This window comes from Serratia sp. DFXYC6 (assembly GCF_057196085.1).
In genome coordinates this window covers 1,485,184-1,511,938 of the sequence record NZ_JBXUNV010000001.1, presented here as the reverse complement: position 1 = coordinate 1,511,938, position 26,755 = coordinate 1,485,184, and the positions used below count along the sequence as shown (strand labels likewise).

Annotated in this window: 21 protein-coding genes; 10 read left to right on the top strand and 11 right to left on the bottom strand. The window is 61.8% G+C overall.

Annotated features, from left to right (window positions below; translation table 11 throughout):
* The first annotated feature begins 54 nt into the window (after positions 1–54).
* The gene (locus AC2CGQ_RS07310) at positions 55–435 is read left to right on the top strand and encodes a nuclear transport factor 2 family protein (RefSeq protein ID WP_033633032.1); all 381 of its coding nucleotides are present in this window, start codon (positions 55–57) and stop codon (positions 433–435) included.
* Between the two features lie 145 nt (positions 436–580).
* Here the strand turns inward: AC2CGQ_RS07310 and AC2CGQ_RS07305 are convergent, their stop codons facing one another.
* Positions 581–931, bottom strand: a complete 351-nt coding sequence (locus tag AC2CGQ_RS07305; protein WP_254071075.1) for a GrpB family protein — start codon at positions 929–931, stop codon at positions 581–583.
* A gap of 259 nt (positions 932–1,190) precedes the next feature.
* Between AC2CGQ_RS07305 and AC2CGQ_RS07300 the strand changes: the two genes are divergently transcribed.
* Positions 1,191–1,568 carry a VOC family protein gene (locus tag AC2CGQ_RS07300; protein ID WP_033633031.1) on the top strand — a complete coding sequence of 126 codons (378 nt, stop codon included), beginning with the start codon at positions 1,191–1,193 and terminating at the stop codon, positions 1,566–1,568.
* Between the two features lie 85 nt (positions 1,569–1,653).
* Here AC2CGQ_RS07300 and AC2CGQ_RS07295 read toward each other — a convergent pair whose 3' ends face one another.
* On the bottom strand, positions 1,654–2,112 hold the full coding sequence (locus AC2CGQ_RS07295; RefSeq protein WP_172574730.1) for a YbaK/EbsC family protein: 459 nt from the start codon (positions 2,110–2,112) through the stop codon (positions 1,654–1,656).
* Positions 2,113–2,280: 168 nt separating this feature from the next.
* On the opposite strand from AC2CGQ_RS07295, the gene AC2CGQ_RS07290 reads away from it, so the two are divergent.
* Together AC2CGQ_RS07290 and AC2CGQ_RS07285 are read left to right on the top strand one after the other, a co-directional pair.
* Positions 2,281–2,706, top strand: coding sequence for a DUF2231 domain-containing protein (locus tag AC2CGQ_RS07290; RefSeq protein ID WP_021503704.1), 426 nt, complete (start codon positions 2,281–2,283; stop codon positions 2,704–2,706).
* A gap of 10 nt (positions 2,707–2,716) precedes the next feature.
* Positions 2,717–4,018, top strand: coding sequence for a PQQ-dependent sugar dehydrogenase (locus AC2CGQ_RS07285; protein ID WP_015377893.1), 1,302 nt, complete (start codon positions 2,717–2,719; stop codon positions 4,016–4,018).
* 40 nt (positions 4,019–4,058) lie between these two features.
* On the opposite strand, the gene AC2CGQ_RS07280 is transcribed toward AC2CGQ_RS07285, so the two are convergent.
* On the bottom strand, positions 4,059–4,667 hold the full coding sequence (locus AC2CGQ_RS07280; protein WP_015377894.1) for a class I SAM-dependent DNA methyltransferase: 609 nt from the start codon (positions 4,665–4,667) through the stop codon (positions 4,059–4,061).
* A 229-nt stretch (positions 4,668–4,896) separates the two neighbouring features.
* Here AC2CGQ_RS07280 and AC2CGQ_RS07275 point away from each other — a divergent pair, with 229 nt between their 5' ends.
* From AC2CGQ_RS07275 to AC2CGQ_RS07265, 3 genes are all read left to right on the top strand, one after another.
* Positions 4,897–5,298: a DUF2946 domain-containing protein gene (locus AC2CGQ_RS07275; protein ID WP_166445120.1), complete on the top strand. Its 402-nt coding sequence runs from the start codon at positions 4,897–4,899 to the stop codon at positions 5,296–5,298.
* A 225-nt stretch (positions 5,299–5,523) separates the two neighbouring features.
* The gene (locus tag AC2CGQ_RS07270) at positions 5,524–7,590 is read left to right on the top strand and encodes a TonB-dependent copper receptor (RefSeq protein ID WP_277496893.1); all 2,067 of its coding nucleotides are present in this window, start codon (positions 5,524–5,526) and stop codon (positions 7,588–7,590) included.
* 140 nt (positions 7,591–7,730) lie between these two features.
* Complete coding sequence (locus AC2CGQ_RS07265) at positions 7,731–7,892, top strand: hypothetical protein (RefSeq protein ID WP_015377897.1); 162 nt, start codon at positions 7,731–7,733, stop codon at positions 7,890–7,892.
* Between the two features lie 19 nt (positions 7,893–7,911).
* Here the strand turns inward: AC2CGQ_RS07265 and AC2CGQ_RS07260 are convergent, their stop codons facing one another.
* Positions 7,912–8,805 carry a LysR family transcriptional regulator gene (locus AC2CGQ_RS07260; RefSeq protein ID WP_172574732.1) on the bottom strand — a complete coding sequence of 298 codons (894 nt, stop codon included), beginning with the start codon at positions 8,803–8,805 and terminating at the stop codon, positions 7,912–7,914.
* 84 nt (positions 8,806–8,889) lie between these two features.
* On the opposite strand from AC2CGQ_RS07260, the gene AC2CGQ_RS07255 reads away from it, so the two are divergent.
* Complete coding sequence (locus tag AC2CGQ_RS07255) at positions 8,890–9,666, top strand: NAD(P)H-dependent oxidoreductase (RefSeq protein WP_172574733.1); 777 nt, start codon at positions 8,890–8,892, stop codon at positions 9,664–9,666.
* Positions 9,667–9,681: 15 nt separating this feature from the next.
* Here the strand turns inward: AC2CGQ_RS07255 and AC2CGQ_RS07250 are convergent, their stop codons facing one another.
* On the bottom strand, positions 9,682–10,332 hold the full coding sequence (locus AC2CGQ_RS07250; RefSeq protein ID WP_099982074.1) for a LysE family translocator: 651 nt from the start codon (positions 10,330–10,332) through the stop codon (positions 9,682–9,684).
* A 91-nt stretch (positions 10,333–10,423) separates the two neighbouring features.
* A complete protein-coding gene (locus AC2CGQ_RS07245) occupies positions 10,424–10,978 on the bottom strand; it encodes an NAD(P)H-dependent oxidoreductase (RefSeq protein ID WP_033633026.1) in 555 nt (184 codons plus the stop codon).
* Positions 10,979–11,079: 101 nt separating this feature from the next.
* Between AC2CGQ_RS07245 and AC2CGQ_RS07240 the strand changes: the two genes are divergently transcribed.
* The gene (locus tag AC2CGQ_RS07240) at positions 11,080–11,439 is read left to right on the top strand and encodes a winged helix-turn-helix transcriptional regulator (RefSeq protein WP_004937947.1); all 360 of its coding nucleotides are present in this window, start codon (positions 11,080–11,082) and stop codon (positions 11,437–11,439) included.
* A 4-nt stretch (positions 11,440–11,443) separates the two neighbouring features.
* On the opposite strand, the gene entS is transcribed toward AC2CGQ_RS07240, so the two are convergent.
* Genes entS through fes form a run of 4 tightly spaced genes read right to left on the bottom strand, consistent with a single transcriptional unit; the run spans position 11,444 to position 22,908 of the window.
* On the bottom strand, positions 11,444–12,727 hold the full coding sequence (gene entS / locus AC2CGQ_RS07235; RefSeq protein ID WP_015377905.1) for an enterobactin transporter EntS: 1,284 nt from the start codon (positions 12,725–12,727) through the stop codon (positions 11,444–11,446).
* A 58-nt stretch (positions 12,728–12,785) separates the two neighbouring features.
* Positions 12,786–21,296 (bottom strand): amino acid adenylation domain-containing protein, encoded by an 8,511-nt coding sequence (locus AC2CGQ_RS07230; RefSeq protein ID WP_484593540.1) that lies wholly within the window; start codon positions 21,294–21,296, stop codon positions 12,786–12,788.
* 50 nt (positions 21,297–21,346) lie between these two features.
* Entirely contained in the window at positions 21,347–21,571 is a 225-nt protein-coding gene (locus AC2CGQ_RS07225) for an MbtH family protein (protein WP_004937955.1), read from the bottom strand.
* 29 nt (positions 21,572–21,600) lie between these two features.
* Positions 21,601–22,908: an enterochelin esterase gene (gene fes / locus AC2CGQ_RS07220; protein ID WP_484593539.1), complete on the bottom strand. Its 1,308-nt coding sequence runs from the start codon at positions 22,906–22,908 to the stop codon at positions 21,601–21,603.
* A gap of 200 nt (positions 22,909–23,108) precedes the next feature.
* Here fes and AC2CGQ_RS07215 point away from each other — a divergent pair, with 200 nt between their 5' ends.
* On the top strand, positions 23,109–25,298 hold the full coding sequence (locus AC2CGQ_RS07215) for a TonB-dependent siderophore receptor (protein ID WP_076741239.1): 2,190 nt from the start codon (positions 23,109–23,111) through the stop codon (positions 25,296–25,298).
* 740 nt (positions 25,299–26,038) lie between these two features.
* Here the strand turns inward: AC2CGQ_RS07215 and AC2CGQ_RS07210 are convergent.
* Positions 26,039–26,659 carry a helix-turn-helix transcriptional regulator gene (locus AC2CGQ_RS07210; protein ID WP_015377909.1) on the bottom strand — a complete coding sequence of 207 codons (621 nt, stop codon included), beginning with the start codon at positions 26,657–26,659 and terminating at the stop codon, positions 26,039–26,041.
* Positions 26,660–26,755 lie beyond the last annotated feature (96 nt).

The window sequence follows — 26,755 nt, the reverse complement described above, 5'->3', positions numbered from 1 at the left end:
GTGTGAGTTTCTTGTCTCCAGATTTTACGTAGCGCGATCAAAAAAGAGGGCATTTTGACCTGTTTTGCAGAGTTGCTGAATCTAATCCAGATGCTTGAAGTTGAACTGCATCGGCCAATGGTGCGCCGCGATCCGCGGCGCGTCGCGGCATTGCTGCATGAAGACTTTGAAGAGATTGGTCGTTCAGGGCTGCGTTATGACAAACGCCAAACCGTTGCGGCGCTGGAAATGGAAACTGAACATCCGCAGATTTTTGCCGAAGGTTTTAAGCTGGCGCAAATCAGCAAAGGCGCCGTGTTGCTGACGTATAAAAGTTTTCAGCGTGATGCGCAGGGCCACGCCGTTCGTTGCACCGAACGTTCATCGATTTGGCTTCTGACAGCCAAGGCAGGTTGGCAAATGCGGTTTCATCAAGGCACGCCGACTGATGAGTGATTGCATTTAAAAGCGGCCTAGTGGCAGTAAGCCTGGCGGTAAAACGGGATGTCAGAGGGATGGATAGCGTTGAAGGTGAGGCGGGAGATAATGTGCAGGGCTAAACCCGGTACGTCTCCAGTGATTCAATTTAACATAATATACATTATGCGCACCTAGATGCAGGTATGTGGATTATGCCGGCAGCCTTCTGCTGCCTGGTATTTGATTGCCCTGTATTGCTGAGAACATCATAATGCTTGCGCAGATAATCTCTGAACGCCAAATGCCCGATCGCCTGTTCACTTCCCGCAATAAATGCATGCACGTGATGCGTGCGTTTGCCGTTTCCCTTGATGTCGTAACGCCTGCAGGCAATGCCGTTCTCGCTACGCGGCGTATATCCCATGTCACGCATCCTGTCATTCAAGCTATCCAACGCCGGCAGACTTTCAACCTCCAGCAATATATCAATCGTTGGGATCGTGATGATGCGCGCTGATATTTTCCACTCCAATAATGATGACCGGGCATGGTTTCCAATGGCGTATACCTGCCGGTATTGGCCAAAAACCCCCTGCTTTTTTGATCGCGCTACGTGAAATCTGATAAAATGTGGCGGCTACGATACTGCAGATTTCTCCCAAACGCGTCATTTAAGCGGGCAGTATTTGCACGCCAAATGCGCATTGGCGCGCGTTTCATTGCTTTCGGCGCCCACCACGGCGTTGGCTATACTGAATGGAAACATTCTTCCTCGCTCCAGGAGCCTCTCCATGTTTGATCATGTGAAATTTGGCGTCAGCGACTTTGCCCTCAGCAAAGCGTTTTTCCTCAATGCGCTGGCGCCGCTGGGCGTAAAAATCGTTGCTGAAGGCGAGCCCGGCTATGGCGTCGAACTTTGTCCCGATCGGGGTAATGTGTCATTGTGCCTGTTTCAAACCGACGAAAAGCCGGCGCACCTACACCTGGCATTTGTCGCAAGCAGCCGTGAGCAGGTCGATGCGTTCTACCACGCCGCGCTAAAAGCCGGCGGCAAAGACAATGGCGCGCCCGGTTTACGGCCCAATTACCATGCCCACTACTATGCGGCATTTGTGATCGCCCCGGATGGCCATAATATCGAGGCAGTTTGCCACAATCCGATGGACTAGTGATTTTTCCAGTTAAAACAGCATATTAATCACGAGGTAATGCATTGGATTTAACATAACGCAATTGTGACATAGTCACTTAAAGTTACCCCGTCACGTCAATCCATTCTGCTCCGGTGATGCTGGCCAGCCGCTGCGGCGCAATTCTCACGCCTGAGTTATCGCTGCCGCCTGCCGGAAGCACTTCACTGTAGCTGCACAGGCTGCGATCGCAGTAAACTCTCACCGTTGCCGGAGCGGCAAAGGGGCAAACGCCGCCGGGCGGATAGCCGGTCAGCGCCTCCACCTCCTCCGTCGGCAGCATGCGTGCCTTTACGCCAAAGAATTGCTTGTACTTCTTGTTGTCGATTCTGGCGGTTCCCGCCATTACCAGCAGCACCACATCGTCGTTAACGCGAAACGAAAGCGTCTTGGCGATCTGCCCGCTCTCCACGCCAAAGGCTTCTGCCGCCAGCGCCACCGTTGCGGTGTTCTTTGCCAGCACCGTCACCGTCGTCTCCGGTGCGTGCTCGGCCAGAAAACGCTGAACGCGTTCTATGCTCATGCCCTGCCTCCTGATATTGCTAAGCCATTGATAATGCCGAAGTGATGGTTTCGGTTTTAACATCGCATGCTAAAAATGAGAATCAAAATTGTTCAAATCGGTGAATCTGAACAAAGCTTTAAGGGGCCAACGCCTTTTTTATCTATCATTTTTCATGGAGATAACCGTATGACCACGCAAACGACAGCAAGGCCTTCAGCGGCCGCGGTGGCCGTCTATGAATGGCTCAATCCGATACCCTACGGATTTTTTACCGCGGCGCTCATTTTCGACATCATCTATGCCTGCACGGCGAATATTCAATGGGTCAATGGTGCCAGTTGGCTGATCGCCATCGGCCTGATTTTTGCCATTATTCCCCGGCTGATTAACCTGGTGCAGGTGTGGTTCGGCAGCGGCCGGCTACAGGGCTCATCGGTCAAGCTCCATTTCTGGCTGAATCTGTTGGCCATCGTTCTCGCCATTATCAACGCTTTCGTGCATAGCCGGGATGCGTATGCCGTGGTGCCGCAAGGCCTGGTGCTGTCTGCGATCGTGGTCGCGCTGCTGAGCTTCGCCAACATTCTGCTGGCCGTGAGCGCCCGCGCAAAATAAGGAGGTTTTCATGAAGCTATCATCCATCGCGATTGCGCTTTCGGCCGTGTTGGCGCTGGCCGGCTGCGATAACAGCGCCGTCATTTCGCCGGAACAACAAATGGGGCCTGATCCGGCGTTGCCGGCGGCGCAAGACTTCCTGATGCCGCCGATGCAGGTGCCAAAGGGCGTGGGCTGGCAGCAAAACCAGATGCCGAAAGTCGCCGAAGGCTTAAAAATTGACAAGGTGGCAGACGGTTTGCTGCACCCGCGTCAGTTGCTTACCCTGCCCAACGGCGATGTTTTGGTGGTGGAGGCCAACGGGCCGGGCACCGAAGCGGTCAGCACCCCCAAGCAGCTGATCGCCGGGCTGGTTAAGGGCAAGTCAGGTAAAGGGGGAAAAGGCGGTAACCGCATCACCCTGCTGCGCCCAACCGCCGACGGCAGTTGGGAAAAGCATGTCTTCCTCGAGGGGCTCGATTCTCCGTTCGGCGTTCAGCTGATTGGCAACACCCTGTATGTGGCCAACACCGGCAATATCATGCAGTACGCTTATCAGCCGGGCGAAACGCACATCAGCGATCCGGGTAAAGAGCTGGCCGATCTGCCGGACACCATCAACCATCATTGGACCAAGGCCCTGCTGGCCAGCCCGGACGGTAAAAAGCTGTATGTCGGCGTTGGATCCAACAGCAACATCACCGAAAATGGCCTGGCCGTAGAGTACCGGCGCGCCGCCGTGTTGGAAGTGGACACCGCCTCCGGCGCCAGCCGCATCTTCGCCAGCGGCCTGCGCAATCCGACCGGGCTGCAGTGGGAACCGCACAGCGGCAAGCTGTGGGCGATTGTCAACGAGCGTGACGAGATCGGCGCCGATCTGGTGCCGGACTACCTGACCTCGGTGCAGGACGGCGGCTTCTACGGCTGGCCTTACAGCTATTTCGGCCAGCACGTCGATCGTCGGGTGCAGCCGGCGCGGCCGGATCTGGTGGCGAAAGCCATCAAGCCGGACTACGCCCTCAGCTCGCACGTCGCGCCGCTGGGGCTGCTGTTCTACACCGCGAGCGCTCTGCCGGCCGACTATCGCGGCGGCGCCTTTGTCAGCGAGCACGGCAGCTGGGATCGCTCGCCGCTGAACGGCTACCGGGTCAGCTACGTGGCGTTTGAACAAGGCAAGCCGGTCGGTAAACTCAAAGCGGTGGTCACTGGCTTTGTCTCCGACGACGAGAAGGAACTCTATGGCGCACCGGTTGGATTAGCGGTCGATAAGGCTGGCGCCCTGCTGATTGCGGATGATGTGGGCAACACAGTTTGGCGCGTCAGCGCTAAATAACGTTAACGTGCAGGTTCCGAAGAACCTGCACGTGACATTGTCACTCAATGCTTTGCGCCAACCAGACCGTTCTTCCCCCGCAGGCGGGATCTTCCACCACATGATCGACCACGCGGAAGCCGTTCTCTTGCAGCAAGCGCGTATACTCCTCCGGCGCCAGGCTGGAGTGAAACAGCGGCTGGCCTTCGAAATTGCCGATCGCCACGCCGTCTGCAGGGCCGCTGGTGAACATCAGTGCGGCATTCGGCTTGGCGTGCCGTCTGAACAGTAGAAACATGCGGCGCTGATCGTCGCGCGCCAAATGGAAGAAGCTGTCCCAGGCCAGCAGGCCGTCGAATCTTGTCGCCAGATTCAGCTGGCGCATATCCATCTGCCGCCACTCCTGCTGTGGAAAACGCTGCCGGCAGCGTGCGATCATCGCCTGCGCACCGTCGATGCCGGTGACTCGATACCCTTGTTCAATAAAATAGGCGGCGATCGGCGCGCCATTGCCGCAGCCGAGATCGAGCAGCCGTGCATTGGCCGGGGTAAGCTGTAAAAAGCGGTCGAGCCACGGCCGCTCAAACAGCGTGGTGGGTCTGAGGCGTTCCCAGGCGGCGGCATGTTCGTCATAAAGCGGAATAATCGTGCTCGCCAGTTCTTCCGTCATTAATATTTTCCCCGTTATGTTATTGGCGCAGTAAAAATAGCCTTTGGCCAAAATTAACGCGCTTATCCGATAATATATTCATCAACAGGCCGTTGACCAGAAATAAAAGGTTTTAACATTTCGACATAAACCAGTACAATTCCCTACCCTGTGTTAACCCTTTTTTAGGTCGATTGTGTCGTTAATTCAGCCCCATGCATCGCGAAATCGGGCCGCCGCCTGGTTAGGGATGTTTGCCATTCTGATGTTGTTCATTGCGCCGGTGATCTCGCGATCCCTGGAGCATGTACGCGCCGGAAGTGCTGGAACGGCCGTCATGGCGGATTGCGGCATGGATATGCCGATACATCACGAGATGCACTCGCCGTCGCCTGAACCTGAAAAAGCCGCGCAGCCGCTGATGCAGCACGGCGGCGGCCACCACAACATGGCGATGATGATGGACGACAGCGCCTGCGGCTACTGCGTGCTGTTGTTGCATGCGCCGCTGCTGGACGTGAGCCACGCCCCGCTGTTCTGGTCCCTGCCGCTGGCTTCACGCCCGCCGCCGATCCACTATCTCGTTCCCCTGTTTGCCCACGTCGTTCACACCGAATTACAGCCGCGCGCGCCGCCCGTCTCTTTCCTCTGATTTAACAATAAGCCCATTGCCGTTCTCTGTATTGCCGTTGATCGCTTCAACCCGGCGGAATTAATTCGCCCAATGGTTAATCATCGAGACGACATTATTAGCCCGGTTATTTCCACGTTCAGGGAATTAACCCCCCGTATTTACCGATGGTGATTTTCGCCAGGCCTCCCCACGCCTGAATAATCCCTCGGCCAAGAACGGAAAAAGTTAGCTTAAGGAAAGATGATGTTTAAACCCGTTTATAAAAAGAACGCCGCCACCCGCGCCATTACCACCGCCATGCCGCTGTTCCTGCTGGCCGGCCACGCGGCGCAGGCGCATCAGCACCCTACCGACACACAGGTTAATGATGGCGACGTGATCACCGTCACCGCACCACTCTACTCTCCGCTAACCATCGTGACGTCACCGAAAACTCCGCGCCAGCCGGTGCCCGCCAGTGACGGTTCGGACTATCTGAAAACCATTCCCGGCTTTTCTCAGATCCGCAACGGCGGCACCAACGGCGATCCGGTGTTCCGCGGCATGTTCGGTTCGCGGTTGAAGATCCTCACCGACGGTTCGGAAATGCTGGGCGCCTGCCCATCGAGAATGGATGCGCCCACCTCTTACATCTCGCCGGAAAGTTTCGATCTGCTGATCATCACCAAAGGGCCGCAGACGGTGCTGTGGGGGCCGGGATCGTCGGCGGGCACCGTGCGTTTCGAACGTGAACGCCCGCGCTTCGACAAGCCGGGCATCAAGGGCAGCGCCAGCGTGCTGACCGGCTCCAACGGCCGCTGGGACGAGAATATCGACGCCAGCCTCGGCGCCGAACAAGGTTATCTGCGGGTGATGGCCAACAAATCCCGCGCCAACGATTATCAGGACGGCACCCATACGCGCGTGCCGTCGCGCTGGGACAAATGGAACGGCGATCTGGCGCTCGGCTGGACGCCGGACAACGATACGCTGTTGGAAGTGACCATGGGCCGCGGCAACGGCGAAGCGCGCTATGCCGGCCGCAGCATGGACGGTTCGCAGTTCAAGCGCGAAAGCCTGGGCATGCGGGTGGAAAAATCCAACATCGGCGAGGTGCTGGATAAGCTGGAAGCGCAGGTCTACTACAACTACGCCAACCACGTGATGGACAACGTCACCCTGCGCTCGCCGGGCAGCGGCGGCATGGGTGGGCACGGCGGCCATGGCGGCATGAGCATGGGCGGTCATGGCGGGCATATGATGTCCTCCGGCATGACGATGCAGCTCGATCGCCGCACCGTCGGCGGCCGCGTGATGGGCACCTGGCAGTGGCAGGACGTGAAGCTGGAAAGCGGCCTGGACACCCAAACCAACACCCACCGCAGCATGAGCCGCGGCAGTTGGGAAAAAGACGCCCAGTTCAACAGCTACGGCGCCTTCAGCGAACTGACCTGGTCCACCAGCGAGCAGGATAAGCTGATCGGCGGCGCGCGTCTCGATCGCACCCTGGTGGAGAACTTCCGCAACGGCGGCGATGCGGAGCGTTCCGACACCCTGCCGAGCGGCTTTATGCGCCTTGAGCACACGCTGGCCGAGCTGCCGCTGATGCTGTATGCCGGCGTCGGTTATACCGAGCGTTTCCCGGATTACTGGGAGCTGTTCTCGCCGAAGCTCGGCCCGAACGGCAGCAAGGATCCGTTCTCCAGCGTCAAGAGCGAGAAAACCACGCAGCTTGATATCGGCGCGCAGTATAACGGCAAGCGCTTCAATGGTTGGGTCTCCGCTTACCTGGGCCGCGTCGATGATTTCATCCTGTTCAAATACGATCCGCACAACGCGCGCCTCAGCCAGGCCGACAACGTCAACGCCAACATCATGGGCGGCGAAATGGGCATGGGCTACCAGCTGAGCGAACACTGGAAAACCGACGCCAGCCTGGCCTACTCCTGGGGTAAAAACACCCGCGACGGCCGCCCGCTGCCGCAGATCCCGCCGCTGGAAGCGCGCCTGGGGCTGACCTACGAGTACGGCGACTGGAGCGGCACCGGCCTGTGGCGTCTGGTCAGCAGCCAAAACCGCGTGGCGATCAACGAAGGCAACGTGGTGGGCAAAGACTTTGCCGAAAGCGCCGGCTTCGGCGTGCTCTCCGCCAACGCCGCCTACAAGGTGAATAAAAACGTCAAGCTGAGCGCCGGTCTGGATAACATCCTGAACAAGACCTACAGCGAGCACCTCAACCTGGCGGGCAACAGCGCCTTCGGCTATTCGGCCAACAGCGCGGTGAATGAACCGGGCCGCACCCTGTGGGCCAAGGTTAACGTCACCTTCTAAGCTATTCACCGGGCGATGGGTAACCGTCGCCCGGTCAGGCGATATGCGATCCGGTTCTTAGGATATGAGTTTTAAGTTTTTCCCATTCGGTTAGGCGGCGATTACTATCATCCTCAGGTTTATCATTGCCCGGAGGGAATATGCAAAAGATCACTCGTTTTCTGGCCCTGCTCGGCGAGCTGATGATCGAAAAAGCCGAAGACACCGCGCCGCAGGCTGCCCAGCCTGACGATCGTGACGACGCGTTGCCACCGCGCCTTGAGCGTGGTGTTCCGCTGGCCGACCGCTTCCTGTTCATGTAATTTCCCGCGCTGTTTCCGCTCACACTGAACGCACGATATGTTCGCGCAGCCACCGGTGAGCGGGATCTCTATGCGATCGTTCGTGCCACAGCATGGTCATTTCAAAACCCGGCACCGCCAGCGGCGGCGTGATCTGCTGCAATAGAGGCTGGTTGCGCACCAGCCGCTCCGGCAACATCGCCACCAAATCGGACTGCGTCAGTACCGAGATCACAAATAGAAAATGCGGCACGGAAAGCACCACGCGCCGCGTCAGCCCCACGTCCGCCAGCACCTGGTCGGTGATGCCGTAGAAACCGCCGCCGTCCGGCGAGACCATCACCTGCTCCAGTTCGCAAAATTGCGCCAGCGTCAGGTTTTCATGCAGCTTGGGGTGGCCGACTCTGCCCACCAGCACATAGCGTTCACTGAACAGCGTGCGCTGACGCAGACCGGGCGGCGCGCCTTCGCGGGTGTGAAACGCCAGATCGATCTCTCCCTGTTCCGCCAGTTTGGCGAGACGTGCCGGCGCGATTTCCAGCACCGCCAGTCGGGTGCCGGGCGCCGCGGTTCGCAAACCCTGTAGCGCCGGCAGCACGATGGTGGATTCGCCATAGTCGAAGGCGGCAACGCGCCAGGTATCGGTCGCCACGGCAGGATCGAAAGGCGTGGCCGGCGTTACCGCCAACTCGAGCGCCGCCAATGCCTGGCGTAACGGTTCCCGCAGCTGCTCCGCTCTGGCGGTCGGACGCATGCCGCGCGGGCCAGGCAGCAGCAGCGGATCGTCAAAGATCGCCCGCAGTTTGGCGAGATGCACGCTGACCGCCGGCTGAGAGAAATTGAGCCGCTGCGCCGCGCGCGTGACGTTGTTCTCCGCCAGCAGCGCGTCGAGCGTCACCAGCAGGTTGAGATCCAGTCGTCTTAAATTATTCATAGTTATACCTGGGATAACGGTAATTCATTTCTAATATACCTACTAACGCCCTAACCTGCAGCTCTCACCCCAAGGAGAGCTGTTATGAATGTATTGATTGTTTACGCCCACCCAGAGCCGCAGTCGCTGACTGGCTCACTGAAAAACTTCGCCGTTGAACGCCTGACGCAGGCCGGCCATCAGGTCCAGGTGTCAGACCTGTACGCCATGAAGTGGAAAGCGGCGATCGACGCCGACGACAGCCTGGAAGGCGCATCAGGGCCCCGTTTCGATCCTTCGCTGGATTCGAAGCGTGCGTACGCCAGCGGCGTGCAGAGCGCCGACATCGAACGGGAGCAACAAAAGCTGCGCTGGGCGGACGCGGTGCTGCTGCAGTTTCCGCTGTGGTGGTTCTCGATGCCGGCGATCCTGAAAGGTTGGGTCGATCGCGTCTATGCCTATGGTTTTGCCTACGGCGTCGGTGAACATTCCGATACCCATTGGGGCGACCGTTATGGCGAGGGTATGTTGGCGGGCAAACGGGCGATGCTGATCGTCAGCGCCGGCGGGTGGGGATCCCATTACGCCCCGCGCGGCATCAACGGGCCGATCGACGATATTCTGTTTCCGATCCAGCACGGCATGCTGTATTACCCCGGTTTCGAGGTGTTGCCGCCGTTCGTCACCTACCGCGCCGGTAAGACCGACGAGACGCGCTTTGCCGAACTGTGCGAGCAGCTCGGACAGCGGCTCGATAACCTGTGGCGCACCGAGCCGATTCCGTTTCGGCGGCAAAACGCCGGTGACTACCTGATCCCGCAGTTGACGCTGAAAGCCCATCTGGCGCCGGGGCAAGACGGCTTTAGCATTCACCTGAAATAGCGCGAGCCGCTCCCCTTATCGCGGCGCTGACACAGCGCCGCCCCCAAGGAGGAGTTTGGCGCCCAATCCCATCATGACCACGCCCGTAAATCTCTGCTGCCAGACCAACAAACGGGGATTGCGGGCGAGCCATTGCCCCACGGTGCCGGAGGCCATCGCGACAGAGCCCAGTGAAAGGATCCCGGCCAGCTTCTGAATGGAACCTAAAACGAGCAATTGCAACCAAACCGGCCCGTTTTCTGGGTTAACAAACTGCGGCAGAAAAGCAAACATGAACAGCAGCGACTTAGGGTTGGTCAGGCTGTTAATCGCCCCTTCTTTCACCGCCTGCCACCCGGTCATCATCCGGGGTTTCAGTGCGGCATCGGAACGCTGCCGGCTTACCTTCAGCATTTTTATCCCCAGCCAGACCAGATAGGCGGCTCCAACCCAACGCAATACGTCCAACGCCAGCGGATAAGTATGCAGCAAGGTGGCGAGACCGAGCACCAGCATGGAAACCTGCACCATGCCGGCGACAAAAACCATGCCGAAAACATTGAGCAGCGCGATACGGCGGCCTTGGCCGATACCCCGGGCCAGCGTGAGCATCATGTCCGGTCCGGGAGACAGTTCCAGGAGGGTGAGTGCAACAAGAAAAGCAATAAACGTTTCGGCCGAAGGCATGGGGTTATCACCGGCGAGTCATAGGAGACGGTAATCATATTCCTCCCCGGACATTCGCAACAGCACTATCAGGCGCATCAGGGGCGTGTCGTTAATTCAGGGCAGCGAGAAATGCCCGATAGCCCTGCGCGCTGCTGTCCAGCTCGTGCTGCTGAACCTGCTCTGCCGCCCCGTCCGAAGCGGCTTCCTTGCCGTAAAAGGCAAAGAACGAAGCATAGTCGGCCCGCACGTAACCGGCGGTGACTTCAAACGGCCGGAAGATTTCCTCCAGCGAGTAGCGATAACGCCCTTCACGCGCGTAATCTTCTGCGCGCACGCCCGCCGTGACCGCCAGCGCCAGTTTCTTGTTCTGCATCTTATAGCCGCTGCGGGAACCGTAGGCCCAGCCGTAGGTGAGCACGTCGTCCAGCCATTTTTTCAGCAGCGGCGGGCTGCTGAACCAGTAAATCGGGAACTGCAGCACGATGTTGTCATGCGCTTCAATCAACTGCTGTTCTTTGGCGACGTCGATCTGCCAGTCCGGATAGGCCTGATGCAGTTCGTGCACGGTATACAGCGCCGGATAGCGGCGCAGTTCCTCCAGCCAACGTTTATTGACCACCGAGTTCGCCATATCGGGATGGGTCACGACCACCAAGGTTTTCATACTGAGTTCTCCAGTCAGGTGTTTCGACGCATCTTAGGGTATGCTGACAGAATGTAAAATACGCACACTCACGACACATACTTACCTTGGGGAAAGTGTAAATGACCGCAGAATCCCGCTGCAGCCCAACGGGCATCAGCCTCGAAGACACCGGCTATGGCTATACGCTGTCGGTGATCAACGGCAAATACAAAATGATTATTCTCTACTGGCTGGCGCTGTATAAGCCGGTATTGCGGTTCAACGAACTGCAGCGCTGTATCGGCACCATTTCGTACAAGACGCTCAGTTCGACGCTTAAAGAACTGGAAAAAGATCGGCTAGTGGTGAGAAAGGAGTATCCGCAGATCCCGCCCAAGGTGGAGTACAGCCTGTCCGAGCGCGGGCGTTCGCTGATCCCGGTGATCGACATGATGTGCCACTGGGGGGAACAGCACCGGCCGGAACCGCCGGTGCCATAAGGGGTTAATTGTCCGCCGCCGCTGAGGTTGCCGGCGCGGGTTCATCGTGCTCGACCAACGCGTCTGCCGGCCGGCACTGGCGCAGCGTGCGCACGCTGCAGGCCACCAGCACGCCCAACAAGGCGGCGAACGCACCGAACGACAGCACGCTCATCAACGGGGTAAACATCTTGCCCAGAACGCCGAGCCCCAGCGCGCCGATCGAATCGCCGGTCACGTCCTGCGCGGTGCCGAGGCTGTTCACCCGCCCCAGCAGATGATCCGGCGTGTTGCTCTGGATCAGCATGAACTGCAGAAGTGAGGCGATGGCATTGGCATAGCCGTAGCACACCAGCGCCAACAGCGCCGGCGCCAGGTGGCTGAACAGCCCCAGCGATGCGATGGCGGTGAACGCGACGATCGCGGCGGCCAGAATCAGCACGCCAGGGCGAGAGAAACGCCCCACCCAGCCGCTGGTCAGCGCGCCCAACATCGCACCGAGCGGCACTGCGGAGTACATCAGACCAATAGAGGACGCGCCGACGTGGTAAGCGTCCTGCGCCAGCGCCGGGAACAGCACCCTGACGGCGCCGACGATGCTCATCAACATCCCCAGCAACACCACCGAGCCGACCACCTTATTGTGCCAGACAAACTGGAAGCCGCTGGCGAGCGCGCGCAGCGGATGTTCCGGCTCCTGCTGCTGCGGCAGCAGCGTCGGCAAGCGCACCAGCGGCACAAGGGTGCCCAGCGTCCCGGCCGCCGCGACGGCGAAAGCGAGACCGACGCCGCCGAACACGATGATAATCCCGCCCAGCGCCGGCGCCAGGATCGCGCCGATGCGCACCGTCACCATGCTCAAGGCCCCCGCCGCCGCCAGGTTTTCACGCCCCACCAGCAGCGGGATCACCGCCATCAGCGCCGTCATGCCCAGCGCGCCAAAGAATCCGTCCCAGGCTGCCAGCAGGTAGAGCGCCCACAGCGACGGCGCCGGGGCGAAGGCGTTCAGACTCAGGGCGACAAAGCCCAGCCCGCAGGTGCCGCGCGCGAACAGGATCAGCTTGCGGCGATCGTAGCGATCGGCGAGTACCCCGCCCAGCATCAGGCCGATAAACATGCCTGCGCCGTCCAGCGCCACCGCCACGCCCACCTGCAACGTGGAGCCGGTCATCGCCTGGATCTGAATCGGCACCCCCACCGCCAGCATGCCGAGGGAAAACACCGACAGCATGCGGGCGCAGAAAATCGCACGAAAATGCGCATTGCTTCTCAGCAAACTGAAATCAAGAAAAAAAGAAGGTCTGGCCATAGTGTCCTGCATATCATGTTTTAGTACGGGCCGTGGCGCACGCCCCGGCCCGGTTGCGTTATATCAACCCGTATTGCCGCGTCAGCAGCGAATGTAATAGCGGCCCAAGCGTCTCCAGCGAGGCCGGCGACAGGATGTCTGCGTGCTCGCAGCCTTGGTGATGGCAGATCAGCCCATCCAGATACGGCGCCCACACGGCGTTGATATCCATCTCTGGCGGCAGCGTCCGGTCGGCGACGAACAGCGTCGCCGTGCCGTGGAAACGCTGACTGCGCGCCTGAGAAAGAAGGCGCACCGCGTCGCGGTAGTTGGCGACAATGCTGTCAAACATCGCCGCCTTCTCCGCCATCAGCGCCGGATCGCCATGATCTTCCGCCATAAACTCGGCCTGCTCCTGCGCCACCTCCTTCTGCGCCTCCTCCTCGGTGGGGCCGGTCCAGTCCTGGCCTTCCGGCGGATAGGTATCCAGCATGCCGAGGAACGCCACCTCCTCCCCCTGCTGCTGCAGACGCGCGGCCATCGAATGCGCCAGCGTGCCGCCGAGCGAATAGCCCAGCAGGTAGTAAGGCCCCTGCGGCTGCAGGCGGCGCAGAGTGGCGAGATGACGATCGACCATCTGCTCGATATCCTCGCAGGTGGCGATGGCGCCATCCGGCCTTGGCGACTGCAGCCCGATGATGGGGTAGCTCCCCGGCAGATAACGGCTCAGCCCCGAGTACTGCCAGGCGAAACCGGAAGCCGGGTGCAGACAGAATAGCGCCGGGCCTTGGCCGGCCCGCAGCTGCAGGCATTCGCCGACGCCGCGGCTTTCGGCCGAGTTGGCGGCCTGCACGTCATCAAGCAGATGCGCCATCTTCTCCAGGCTACGGGCGAACATGATTTGCCCGACGGTCAATGGCCGAGGGACGCGCCGCCGCAATTCCGCCGCCAAACGCATCGCCAGCAGCGAGTGGCCGCCCAGTGCGAAGAAGTCGTCGTCGGCGTACACGTTTTCACGGCCCAGCAGTTCCCCGAACAGCGCCGCCAGTAGGCGCTCGCTGTCGCTGTGCGGCGCGCGGCCGCTCTGCGGGTTCAGCTGCGGCCGTGGCAACGCCTTGCGATCCAGCTTGCCGCTGGCGCTGAGCGGGAAGCTGTCGGTCATGACATAGCTGACCGGCATCATATGCGCCGGCAAACGCGCCTCCAGCGCCTGATGCAGTACGGCGGTATCCAGCGTCACCCCCGGTTGGGCGATCAGCCAGGCGACCAACTGCCGCATATCGGCGCCGCCCAGTCCCGTCGCGCCCTCGCCCAGTTCGATGGCGTGCACCGCCGCTTGCGCTACCCCCGGCTGCGCCAGCAGCGCCTGCTCGATTTCACCCAGCTCGATGCGCTGGCCGCGGATCTTCAGCTGATCGTCGCTGCGGCCCAAATACTCGACGCTGCCGTCCTCCAGCCAGCGGGCGATATCGCCGGTGCGATACATGCGAGCGCCGTTGCCGGCGGGATCGGCGACAAACCGCTGCGCCGTCAATCCCGGCCGATGCAGATAGCCGTCGGCCAGTTGAATGCCGCGCAGGTAGAGGTCGCCGGCGCAGCCGACGGGCACCGGCCGCAGCATGGCGTCGAGAATGCTCAGTTGGGTGTTCCAGACCGGTTTGCCGATCGGCACGCCGGCGCCGCTCACCGCCGCCAATGCCTCGCCGGACGCCGGTTGATAGGTAACATCGACCGCCGCCTCCGTCGGGCCATACAGGTTATGCAGCGGCGCGGCAACCAATGCCTGATAGCGGGATGCCAGTTCACACGACAGCGCCTCTCCGCTGCAGAACACGCGTTTCAGGCTGGCGGCGGCGCGCTGCGGCGCCCGTTCGTTCAGCGCCTCAACCCAGATAGCCAACATCGACGGAACGAAATGCAGCGTGGTCACACCATAGTCGTCGATCAAGGTCGTCAGCGCCTGCGGATCGCGGTGCGCCTCCGGCGGCGCCATCACCAGGCGCGCGCCGACCATCAGCGGCCAGAAGAACTCCCAAACGGAAACGTCGAAGCTGCACGGCGTTTTCTGCAGGACCACGTCCTGCGCATCAAGCGCATACTCATGCTGCATCCAGAACAGACGGTTGACGATCGCCCGGTGGTTCACCACCACCCCTTTCGGCCGCCCGGTCGAGCCGGAGGTATACAGCACGTAGGCGGGATAATCGCCGTTCCCCGCCGGTGGGCGCGGCGCAGGCACACGCCCGCTGTCATCCAGCGCATCGAACCGCAGCGTCGGCGCCAGCGCGGCGAAGCGGGCATCCAACGCGCTCTCGGTAACGATCAACCGTGGCTTGGCGTCTGCCACCATGTAGGCCAGCCGCTCGTCCGGATAGCCGGTATCCAGCGGCAACCAGGCGGCGCCGGTCTGCACAATCGCCGTCAGCGCCAGGCTGAGGCGCACGGATCGCGGCAACGCCACCGCGACGATATCTCCCGGCTGAATGCCGGCCGCCGTCAGCCGCTCGGCCAGCAGCGCGGCCTGGCGCTGCATGTCACGGTAGCTGAGGCTGTGCCCGGCATCCTGCAGCGCGATGCGTTCCGGCGTGCGCCGCGCTTGATCGGCGATCGCCTGATGCAAGGTGGTGTCCGCCACCGCCTGCCCGGTGCGGTTGACTGCCGCGACCAGCGCCTGCTCCTGCGGCGTTTGCAATTGCCAGCGCGGCAGCGGCAGATCCGGCTGCGCTATCCACTGTTGCAGCAGCGCCATCAGCCGCGCGGCGAAGCGTTCAGGCTGCGGCACCGAATCGCGGTACTCCATCAGCAGACGCAGGCGCTCGCCCGGCAGCACCAGCAGCGTCAGCGGATAGTGGGTATAGCCTTTGTTACGGATGGCATCGCAGCGCAAGGAACCTGCGCCGCCAAGCAAGGCGTCGTTGTCCGGGTAGTTTTCCACCACCAACAGCGTGTCGAACAGCGTGCCCGCCCCGGCCAGATGCTGGATCTCCCCCAAGCCCAAATCGTCGTGCTCCAGCAGTTCAATCTGCCGATGCTGCAGTTCGGTCAGTTGATCCGTCAACGAACGGTCATGCTGCAGACGAACCCGCACCGGCAGCGTGTTGCTGAACAGGCCAACGTGTTCCTCAATCCCTTCTATCTGGCCAAAGCGGCCGGAAACCGGCGAGCCGAACACCACGTCCTGATGGCCGCAACAGCTGGCCAGCTGCAGCGCCCAGATGCCCTGCATCAGGGTATTGAGCGTCAACCCGCGTTCGCGGCACAGGGTCAGCAAGCGCCTTTCCTCGGCCGGCGGCAGCGTCATTTCCAACTCATGCACGCGATCGTTATGCGATTCACCGAACAACAACGTCGGGCGCACATCCTGCAGCGTCTCGCGCCAGAGGCGGCGCGAGGCGTCGGCATCCCGCGCGGTCAGGCGGCGCACGATATCGGCGTAGTTCGAGCGCAGCGGCGGCAACGCCTGCTCGCCTTCACGCAGGGCCAGCATCAGATCGTTGAGCACCACCGGCGTCGACCAGCCGTCGACAATCAGATGGTGTGCGTTAAGGAACAGCGTGTAGCGTTCGCTATCGCCGTGTTTGATCCGCAGCGCATGCAGCATCGCACCCGGCTGATTAAACAGATCGCGCCGCAACTCTTCCTGTTCCAGTTCATGCAGCGCCTGCGCTTCTTGCTCTTCGGACAGCGGCGGCAGCTTACGGCTGTCCAGCGGCCAATGGCTTTCCTGCGGTATCAGCTGCAGCGGTTCCCCCTCGCGGTTGAACCGGGCGGCCAGCTGCGGATGGCGGCGGATCACCGCATTCAGCGCTTGCTGGAGTTGATGTTCGTCCAGCTCGCCGCAGAGGCTCAGGCGCGTCAGCGAGTTATAGCTGCCGCCCTGCTGCGCCGTCTGCGCATGGAACAGCAGGCCATGTTGCAACGGCAACAGCGGCAGCGCCGCGGCCAACGGCCCGCACTCTTGCTCCCAGGCGCGCACCGTCTCATCGTCAACGTTCGGCTGGGCGATCTCGGCCGCCACCAACGTTGCCGCCGCGCGTTCGGGATGACGCTCGGCAAACTCGCACAGTGAACGCACCGCTTGCTCGATGCCGCTGTGCAGCTGCGCAATGTCGCTCTCGCTGAAAATCGCCTCCAGCCAGCTCCAGTTGATCGCCAGGCAGGCGCCGTCGCGCCGCTCTTCGACAAAGATATTCACCTCCAGGCCATACGACAGCGCCTGCTGCGCATCCTGCGCCACGGCGAAGGCGTCGCGGAAGCGGGTTTGGCTGCGTTGCGGCGTCCAGTGCCCCTCATCCTGGCTGAAACGCCCGAGGTAGTTGAACAAGATCTCCGGCGCATTGCGCTGCGCCAGCGCCGCCAGTTCGTCACGCTGCGGATGCAAATAACGTAGCTGGCCATAACCGACGCCGCGATCGGCCACCGCTCGCGTCGCCCGTTTCACCGCACGCACGGCCTCATTGTGCTCAGCGTCATGCAGTTCAATGTGCAACGGATACTCCGCCGTCAGCCAGCCGACAGTGCGGGCCAGATCGAGTCCGTCGTCCAGTTCGGCGCGGCCGTGCGACTCCAGAGAGAAACGCAGCGAAGCGGCCTGGAAACGGCGGCGGCAGGCCTGAGCCAGCGCGCACAGCATGATCTCTTCAACCTGCGCGCGGTATCCCTGCGGCAATGTGCCGAGCAGCGCGGCGGTCAGCCGGCTGTCGAGCAACGTGCGTTTTTCCGATACGTCGCCAGTGCGATCGCTAAGCGGATCCAGCGCGCGGTGCCCCAAACGCGGTGCGCCGTCCGCCAGCATCCGCCGCCAGAACGGCAGCTCGGTTTCCCGGCGTTCAGCGTCGGCTCGTAGGCGTGCAGACCACTCATAGAGCGAGGTTTCTTCCGGCGGCAATGTGATCGGCTGCCCCTGCATGGCGCTGTCGGCCACCTGCCGCAGCTCGTCGAGCAGGATGCGCCAGGAAACGCCGTCGACTACCAGGTGATGGATCGCCAGCACCAGCCCCAGGCTCTGCCCGTCGCGCTGCAACAGGATGCCTTGCATCATGGTGCCGGCAGCCGGTTCGAGATGGTCAAGTGCGGCATCAAACGCCTGTTCCGCCGCTAACTCCAGCTCACCGGATACGTTATGAACCTGCATCAGCTCACCGGCGGCGGCGGTTTCAACCACCAACTGCCCCTCGCGGATCCGCGCGCCCAGCGCCGGGTGCGCCGCACGCAACTGCTCCAATGCATAACGCAGCTGTTCCGGTTGCAGCTCGGCAGGCACGCGCAGAAAAACGCCGTGCGCGAAGCGACGATGCATATCGCCCGTCTCGGCAAACCAGTACAGGATCGGCAGCCCGTCGATCGGGCCTTGTTGCACGCTGCGCGCAGCCTGAGAGTCTACGGCCAGCGGCTGCATCGCCTGCGCCATGCGCGCGGGGGTGTGCAGCGCGAAGATCTCGCGCGGCCGCAGCAGATACCCTTTGCGCCGCAGGGCGGTGCCCAGCCCCATCGCCGAGATGCTGTCGCCGCCGAGCGCGAAGAAATCGTCGTCGGCGCCGATGCGATCCATCCCCAGCAGTTGCGCCATGGCGCCGCAAATCAGCCTTTCCTGCTCGGTGGCCGGCTCGCGAATGCTTTGCGCCAGCGTCTCCTGCGGTTTGGGCAGCGCCTGGCGGTCAATCTTGCCATTCACGTTAAGCGGCAGCTCCGGCATCACCACCAGGATCGCCGGCACCATATAATCCGGCAGACGCTGCGCCAACTGCCCCAGCAGCTCGCTTTGCAGCGAGGGTGAGGCACGGCGCGCGTCATCCTGCACCGAGCAATAGCCGATCAGGCGATAGGTGGCGCCGATCGGCTCGGCGATCGCTACCGCCCGCCCCACGTCCGGCAAGGCGGCCAAGGCGCTTTCCACCTCACCCAGCTCGACGCGGAAGCCGCGCACCTTGATTTGGTGATCGGTCCGGCCAATGAACACCAGTTGGCCCTCAGCGCTCCAGCGCATCAGATCGCCGCTGCGGTACATCACTTCGCCTTCGGCGAACGGATTGGCGACAAAGCGCGCCGCCGTCAGATCCGGGCGCCGCAGGTACCCGCGCGCGATGCCTTTGCCGGAAATGTACAGCTCTCCCGCCGCGCCGATCGGCACCGGCTGCAGGCGGCCGTCGAGCAGCCAGACTTCGGTATTGGCGAGGGGACGGCCAATCACCGGCTGTTCGGCGGCCGTGACCGGCGCGCCGAGGGTATCGACGGTGTATTCGGACGGGCCGTAATAGTTGTGGATCTCCACCTCCGGATGCTGCTGCATCAGGTTCCACAGCGTCGGCGTTGCCGCCTCGCCGCCGATCATCACGAACGCCGGCAGCGGGAACTGCCCCTTCAGCAGGCCGCAGTCCACCAGTTGCGAGAAGAATGACGGCGTGATGTCCAGCAGATCGATCGGCGTCTGTTGGGTTTGTTCGAGCAGCGCCCAGGGATCGCGGCGCAGCTCCTCATCGAAGATGACCAGTTCGCTGCCCATCATCATGCAGAACAGCGGTTCCCAGGAGGAGTCGAAAGAGAACGAAGCGGTATGGCCGGCGCGCAGGCGGCGCGCATGGCGAGCCTGGAATTTTTCGATCGCCGGGCCAAACAGCGAGGCCTGATGCGACAGGAACAGGTTCAGCAGCCCGCGGTGCGTGGACATCACGCCTTTGGGTTTGCCGGTCGAACCGGAGGTGTAAATCATATAGGCCAGATGCGCCTCGTTCAGCGGCGCACGCCGTTCGGCATCCGTTATCGGCGCAGCTTCGGCGGCCGCGCAGCGCGCCAGGCACGCTGCGTCGTCCAGGCACAATACCTGTGGCAGATCCGGCATATTGGCCTGCGTAGCGTGGTGGGTCAGCAACATCGCCGGCCGCGCGTCGTCGCACATCAGCGCCAGGCGTTCACGCGGGTAATCCAGATCGAGCGGCATATAGGCCGCGCCGCTGGCCAACACGCCGAACAGCGCGACCAGCGTGTCCACCGAGCGCGGAATGCCGATGGCGACCACGTCTTCCGCGCCGATGCCGCTTTCGATCAGCACTCGCCCCAGCTGCATCACCCGTTCGGAGAGCTGACGGTAGCTGAGGCGCACATCGCCGCAGGCCACCGCCAGCGCCTCGGGCTGCCGCTCAACCTGGCGCTGGAAAGCGTCCATGATTGACACCATGCCCGCCGGCGGCGTCAGATGCGCGCCGCGCCCCCAGGCCGCGAGCTGCTTTAACTCCCCTTCGCCGATCAACGCCAGTTGACCGTTCGGCTGATGCGGCTGCCGCGCCAGTTGCTGCAGCCAATGGCCGATGCGCTCCGCGTGGTGATGCAAGGTGCGCGGCGAGTATTTGGCCGGGTTGGCCACCAACGACAGCGTCAGCACGCCGTTGCGAAAGCCGATCTCAAACTCGAGATCGTCGACCGGCCCCATCGCCAGCGTATGGGTAACGGCCGCCTGGCCGTCGAAGGACAAGGCGCTGTGGTAGACCTTGACGTTGATCACCGGGCCGTACAGTTCCTGATGGCCGCCGACCAGGCCGAGATCGCGTTTGATCTGCTCCGCTTCATAGCGTTGATGGCGGCGCGCCTGTTTGATTTGCGCCACGGTCGCCTGGCAGACGTCCGCCAGCGACATCTCCGGCGTCACATTCAGCAGCAGCGGCAGCACGTTAACCACCGGGCCGACCGCCGCCAGCGCCTGGGAGCCCATACGGCGCATGAAAGGAAAACCGAGTGAAAAACGGGTTTCGCCGCTCATGCGCGCCAGATACATCGCCAGCGCCGCTGTGACGATATCGGCCGGTTGCAGCGACTGCAGCGCGCCATCGCGCAGCGCTTCGTCAAACAGCGATTCCGGCAGCACCAGCGCCTGTTTGAGCGGCCGGGCGCCCGGTTCAACCTCCCGACTCTCCGTCGATAACGACAGCGGCGACGGCAAATCGCGCAGATGCTGTTGCCAGAACTCGGCCGCCCGCCGGCGCGCCGGCGACGTTTGCCATTGCTGATACTCTTCCACCACCTTGCCGAACGGGGTAAACGGCGATGCCGCCGGCGACAGCCCGTGACGCAGCGCGCGATAGATATCGGCGATCCGACGGGTGATGGCCTCGAAGCTGAAGCCGTCCAGGGTCAGATGATGAAAGCGCTGGTACCAGAACCAGCGATCGGCGCTGACGCGGATCACCGCATGGCGATAGAGCGGTCGTTCGCCGTCCGCCGGCAGATCCTGCGCCAGATCGTCGTTCATCAGCGCCAGCGCCGCCTGCTCGGCGTCCGGCCGCGCGCTGAAATCGAACCACTCCGGCGCATGCACGCGTGCGGGATCGGCTATCAGCGGTAAACGCTGCACCGGCTGGCCGTCCTGCGCCTCAAAGAATCGCGCCTGAACCGTATCCGCTTCGGCCAGCCCCTGACGGATCGCGCGCTCCAGCGCCGAACGATCGATAGCGCCGTGCAGTTCGGTGTAGTGCGCCACGGCGAAGCTGTTGCGGCGCAGCGCGATTTGGTCGGCGATCCAGATCCCCGGTTGCGCAGCAACCAGCGGATAATCCCGATACTCGACCTGAGTATCCGGTAAAGAAAGCGTTTCTGACATGGTGTCTGTCCTTTCCCTCAAACGGAATATATCGATTGACTGCCTGGCGCTTAACGCGCCGCATCCGCCGCTTTCAGCGCCGCCGGCCGCATGTCCTGCCAGTGCGTTTCGATGTAGTCGATGCACTCGCCGCGCGACGCCGGCCCCATCAGCACGCGCCACCCCTGCGGCGTATCGGCAAACTGCGGCCACAGCGAATACTGCTGCTGCGCGTTGACCAGCACGGAGAAACGGAGGCTTTCGTCATCGAACGGGTTTTGTTGTTCCTGAGTCATTTGCATTACCTGTCTGTCAAAATGTGGGATTACTTCATTGCGGAAAGCAGCCGGCGCACGCCGTCCACCAGGCCGCCGCGCCAGCAGAGCGAGTCATGTCCGCCGGAATACACGCGGTAGTCGGTGCGGTGCCCGGCCGCCGTCAGCGCCTGGTGCATCTGGCGATTGACGAATTCGATGTCCGCCTCCCGATCGCCGGCCTGTTGGATCACGGTGAGCTTGGGTGCCGCCGCGTTGCGCTGCCGAACCTGGCGTATCAGCCAGCCTTCCTCCAGTTCGTGGCGTTTTTCGAACTGGGTCACAAATTGCACCGTAGGCCACCAGAAAGAGCCGGACTGGCTCAGCACGTGGCCGAAGCGCTCTGGCCAGTGCAAACCGGCGTATAACGCCGCCAGCCCGCCGTAGCTCTGGCCGGCGACCACGGTGCGCGCCCCAGTCTCGCTGAACGCTTCGCGGCGCTGCGCCTGCGGCAGCAGTTCGTCGATCACCGCCTGCCAGAAGACGGCGTTGCAGGGCAGCTCGTTTTCCCGGTATTCACCATCGATCGCATCGATCAGCAACCAGCACGCGGGCGGCAACTGCCCTTTTGCGGTTTCGTTCTCGATCACCGGCAGCAGCGCATGCCTTTCGATCCAGTTTTGGCCGTCGAGCAGCAGCACCAGCGGGCGGTTCGCTTTCACCGCCGCGTCGCCGCTGGCATACAGCCAAACGCGCCGCTGGTTACCCAGCCGTTCGCTGTGCCACTGAAATCGCTGTAGCCGCGCCTCATCCAGCGGCCGATCGGCAGCCTGCCAGGCGCTTTGATCGTCTGCATCCGGTCCTTGCGCCAGGGATACGGGCCGCGGGCGATGAGACGGCCCCAGCGAGAGGCGATTCAGCGGATCGGCGATCGCCAACGGGAACAGCGATACCCACCAGGCACGCTGCTGGCGGTCGCGTAACGTTTCGTCATCGCTGAAGACGGGGGGGAGATCTCGCTCGGTAATGGGGATCAGGCTGTAGCTGCCGCGCCAGCGGCGATCGATAACGGCCGAGCCGTACCAAACGTCGGTGCCGGGGAGCCTGGTCAGGCTGCTGGGGGACGTGCTGTGGTGATCGGTAATGCCGTTGATATCGGCGTAAACGCGGCATATCGGCGAGTGCCGTTCATCGCCGGCGGGGTCGCGCCATAGCCAGGTCATTTTGACGTGGCGTTCGTCGAGCGCGTCGACGATGGGCGTGCCCTGCGCGGCAACCTTTTGCCACCACGCGGATTGCCCTGCCGCCTCTTCACGCAGCCATTGCGCCGCCAATCCCTCAAGGTCGTTTCCTGGCCTCTTTTCCGGCAAAAACTCCATAGCGCCCCTTACATAACATGAGTGATTTTTACAAAACCTGACAATCGTATTGATACTCATTATCATTTTCAATACTATTTGTCGGATTTTTACCGTCGTACACATACGGCGTCTCCGCGTCGACGGGTGAATACCGCTCGTCGATATTTCGGGGTTTATCAGGGTGGCATAACACACAACGCAGGTATGCAGGAGAGATAATGAAGATTAAAAACAAAGGGATAGCTAACGGGAATGCGGAGGCGATGTCCGCCAGGCGTCTGTTGCTGGGATCGGCGCTGGCGTTATTGCCCTTGGCGCAACACGCGTCTGCGGCAGCGGACGAAACGATTTTGGTGACCGCCGACGCGCAAAACAGCGTGACCGCGCCGGTCAAAGGGATCGTCGCCAAAGAGAGCGCCGCCGGCACCAAGACCGCCGCCTCTCTGCGCAAGACGCCGCAGTCCATCTCGGTGGTCACGCGCGAGCAAATGAACGACCAGGAGCCGGCGTCGGTCGCCGACGCGCTGAACTACACCAGCGGGGTGATCACCACCTACCGCGGCAACTCCAACCGCAATGACGAAGTGATCAGCCGCGGCTTCCGCTATGCGCCCAAACTGCTCGACGGCCTGCACTTTGGCCTCTCGAGCCAAAATGGCGGCGCCGGGCAGATCGACCCCTGGCTGCTGGAGCGCGTGGAGATGGTGCACGGCCCGGCCGGCGTGCTGTACGGCCAGGTCAGCCCCGGCGGCGTGGTGGTGATGACCAGTAAACGCCCTACCGCCCAGAGCATTCACGAAGTCAAATTCAGCACCGGCAACCGCCATCTGGCGGAAACGGCGTTCGATTTCGGCGGCAAACTCAACGACGACAACACCCTGTTCTATCGCCTGAACGGTATCGCCAGAACCGAGCACGAGTTCGTCAAAGACAGCAAGCAGCAACGGGTGGCCATCGCGCCGGCCTTCACCTGGCTGCCGAACGAAGACACCAGCTTTACGCTGCTGACCAGCTACCAGAACGATCCGAAAGCCGGGTCGCGCAACTTCCTGCCGCGTGCCGGCACGCTGTTCCCGACCAGCGCGGGCTATGTGCCCTATGACTTCAACGTCAGCGAGCCCAGCTTCAACAAATCGCGGCGCGAGCAGGCGTCGATCGGTTACAGCCTCGAGCACAACTTCAGCGATGCGCTGTCGTTTACCCAGAACCTGCGCTTCACTCACCGCGATGAAGACTATAAATATCTGGTCTATAACGTAAATTCTGACGTTAACGACCACACCGTGACGCGCAGGGCGCAGCATGAAACGCAGATGACCAACGAGTTTGGCGTGGATAACCAGCTGAAGGGCCTGTTCGATACCGGCGAGGTGAAGCACACCGTGCTGGGCGGGCTGGATTACCGCTACAGCCATAGCGATTCGAAGATGTATCGCGATCGCGGCAACGATTACCCGATCGACTGGGCCAATCCGGTTCGCCCCAGCATTGATGGCAGCGCGCTGACGCTGGTTTCCAGCGAATTGAAGACGCTGAATCAGGTCGGGGTGTATCTGCAGGATCAGCTGGAGTGGAATAACTGGAACCTGCTGCTGTCCGGCCGCCAGGACTGGTCGCAGGTCAACACCCGCGATCGCACCGCCGGCGGCAAAGAGCAGACCTACAACGATGCCCAGTTCACCGGCCGCGCGGGCCTGCTCTACGCCTTCGACAACGGCATTTCGCCGTATGTCAGCTACAGCACCTCGTTCGATCCTAACCTGTATCCGAGCGCGCCGGGCGCCGATCCGCTCAAGCCGACCACCGGCAAACAGACCGAGGTGGGCGTGAAGTACCAGATCCCGGGCGGCAATACCCTGCTGACCCTCTCCTGGTTCGATATTACCCAGCGCAACGTGGCGTCCTATAACCGTCTCACCTCCGCCTATGAGCAGATTGGCGAGGTGAAATCCAAGGGGATTGAGGCGGAAGTGCACGCTCAGCCGACGCCGGCGATCAAGCTGACCGCCGCCTATACCTACACCGACGTAGTGACCAAAGACTCCAACTCGGCGGACGAAATCGGCCACAGCCCGGCGGGCATCCCGCGCCACGCGGCGTCCGCCTGGGGCAGCTACAGCTTCCTGAGCGGCGCGCTCAACGGCCTGACCGTCGGCAGCGGCGTGCGTTACATCGGCGATGCGCCGGCCGACGCCACCGGCCAGTACGACGTGCCGCACTACACGCTGTACGACGCCATGGTGAAGTATGACCTCGGTCAGGCTTCGTCGGCGCTGCGCGGCGCTGCGCTGCAGCTCAACGTGCAGAACCTGACGGACAAGAAATACGTTTCGTCGTGCAGCGGCGAGTACGCCTGCTTCTACGGCAGCGGCCGCAGCATTATCGCTTCGGTCAACTACCGCTGGTAACGAAAATGGGCGGCCAGCGCCGTAATGCGTGTCAGTTAGCGTTTTTCTGAAGGTATTGGTGACGTATTTCGGTCGATAAATGTGAGATGCACCATGAAACTCATGCGCCTCGACCGAGCAAGGGACCGTAGGCGCGGTCCCTTGCAACCCGCGCCTTTGCCCTATCAGACGGTTGGCTTTGCCAACTGCCCTCCCTCCGCCATAGCGCATTGAGGCCGGTTGCGACAGGCGTCCCTGCCTGTCTCACCTGAAACCGCCGTCCATGGCGGTTTCGCCTAATGCGCTATGCCTGCGTTCGGCGTCTTCAAGGGCGCCCAACACCGCGCTCATCTCCAACGTCTCTACCACAACCTCATAAGCGACAGATTTCCCGGTAGCCGCCAGCTCAGGTGTTGACCTTGGGCGCGCATCACCGGCTGCCGAGCAAGACGGCGTTGTCAGGGGCAACCGGCCAGGGAAGGCCGGTTGAGGCGAGACTAACAGGGACGTTTGTCGCAGCCGACCCGCCCGACAATGCAGACGCGGCGAGGGTATCCGCATAACGGACAGACGGTGTTAAGCGAAGGCGCGGGTGTAGGGGCCGCGCCTTCGGCCCCTACAATTGCCGTTCATTGTGGTAACAGAGAAATTCGGGGTATTTACGGCAATTTTTCCTGCACGGCGCTGACAGATACCGGATAAAAAATGCCAGTCAGGTTTACGGCCAGCGCCGCCCCTTTCTTCCGCCTTTCTCGCCGCCTTTACTCCTGCTTCAATTCCCGCAAGTGTTTGTACACCGTGGCGCGCCCCATCGACAGCACGTTGGCGATGTAATCCGCCGCGCTTTTGGCCTTGAACGCCCCCTGATGATAGAGATCGCTGACCAGCCGCCGTTTCTGCTCGCGGCTCAGCGCGCCGAGCGCAGCGTTCTCGCGCCGCAGCCAGTCATGCAGGAAGGTGTTGATCTTCTCCTGCCAGTCGTCTTTGAACAGCTGTTGCGGCTGCGGCTGCAATCGCGTGACCGATAAAAACATGTCCAGCGCATTGCGGGCGTCCTCGAACATCGCGGTGCTCAGGTTGATGCACAGCAGATAGCTGGGCTTGCCCTGCTCGTCGCGCGCGGCGATGCTCACCGAACGCATCTTTTTGCCGTCCCAGTTCAGCTTTTCATAGGGGCCGGTCACGCCGGCGCCGCCATCGAGCTCGAAGTCTTCCAGGCCGGCGTCATCGCCCGGTTTGCGCTTCGACAGGTTGTTCGCCAGATAGGCAATCTTGTTGGTGGCCAGATCGTGGATCACCACTTCCGCATTCGGGAAAAACAGCGCGGCGATGCCGTCGGCGACCGATCGCAAAAGGTCGAGTTGAGAAGAAGAGTTCGGCACGCTGGGGGTCTCCGTATAGCCCGGTTTGGTTTGCGGTTCAGCCGCTTAGCATACCTCAGTTGCCGCCGCTTGCCGAGCGGAGCGGCGGCAAGCGGC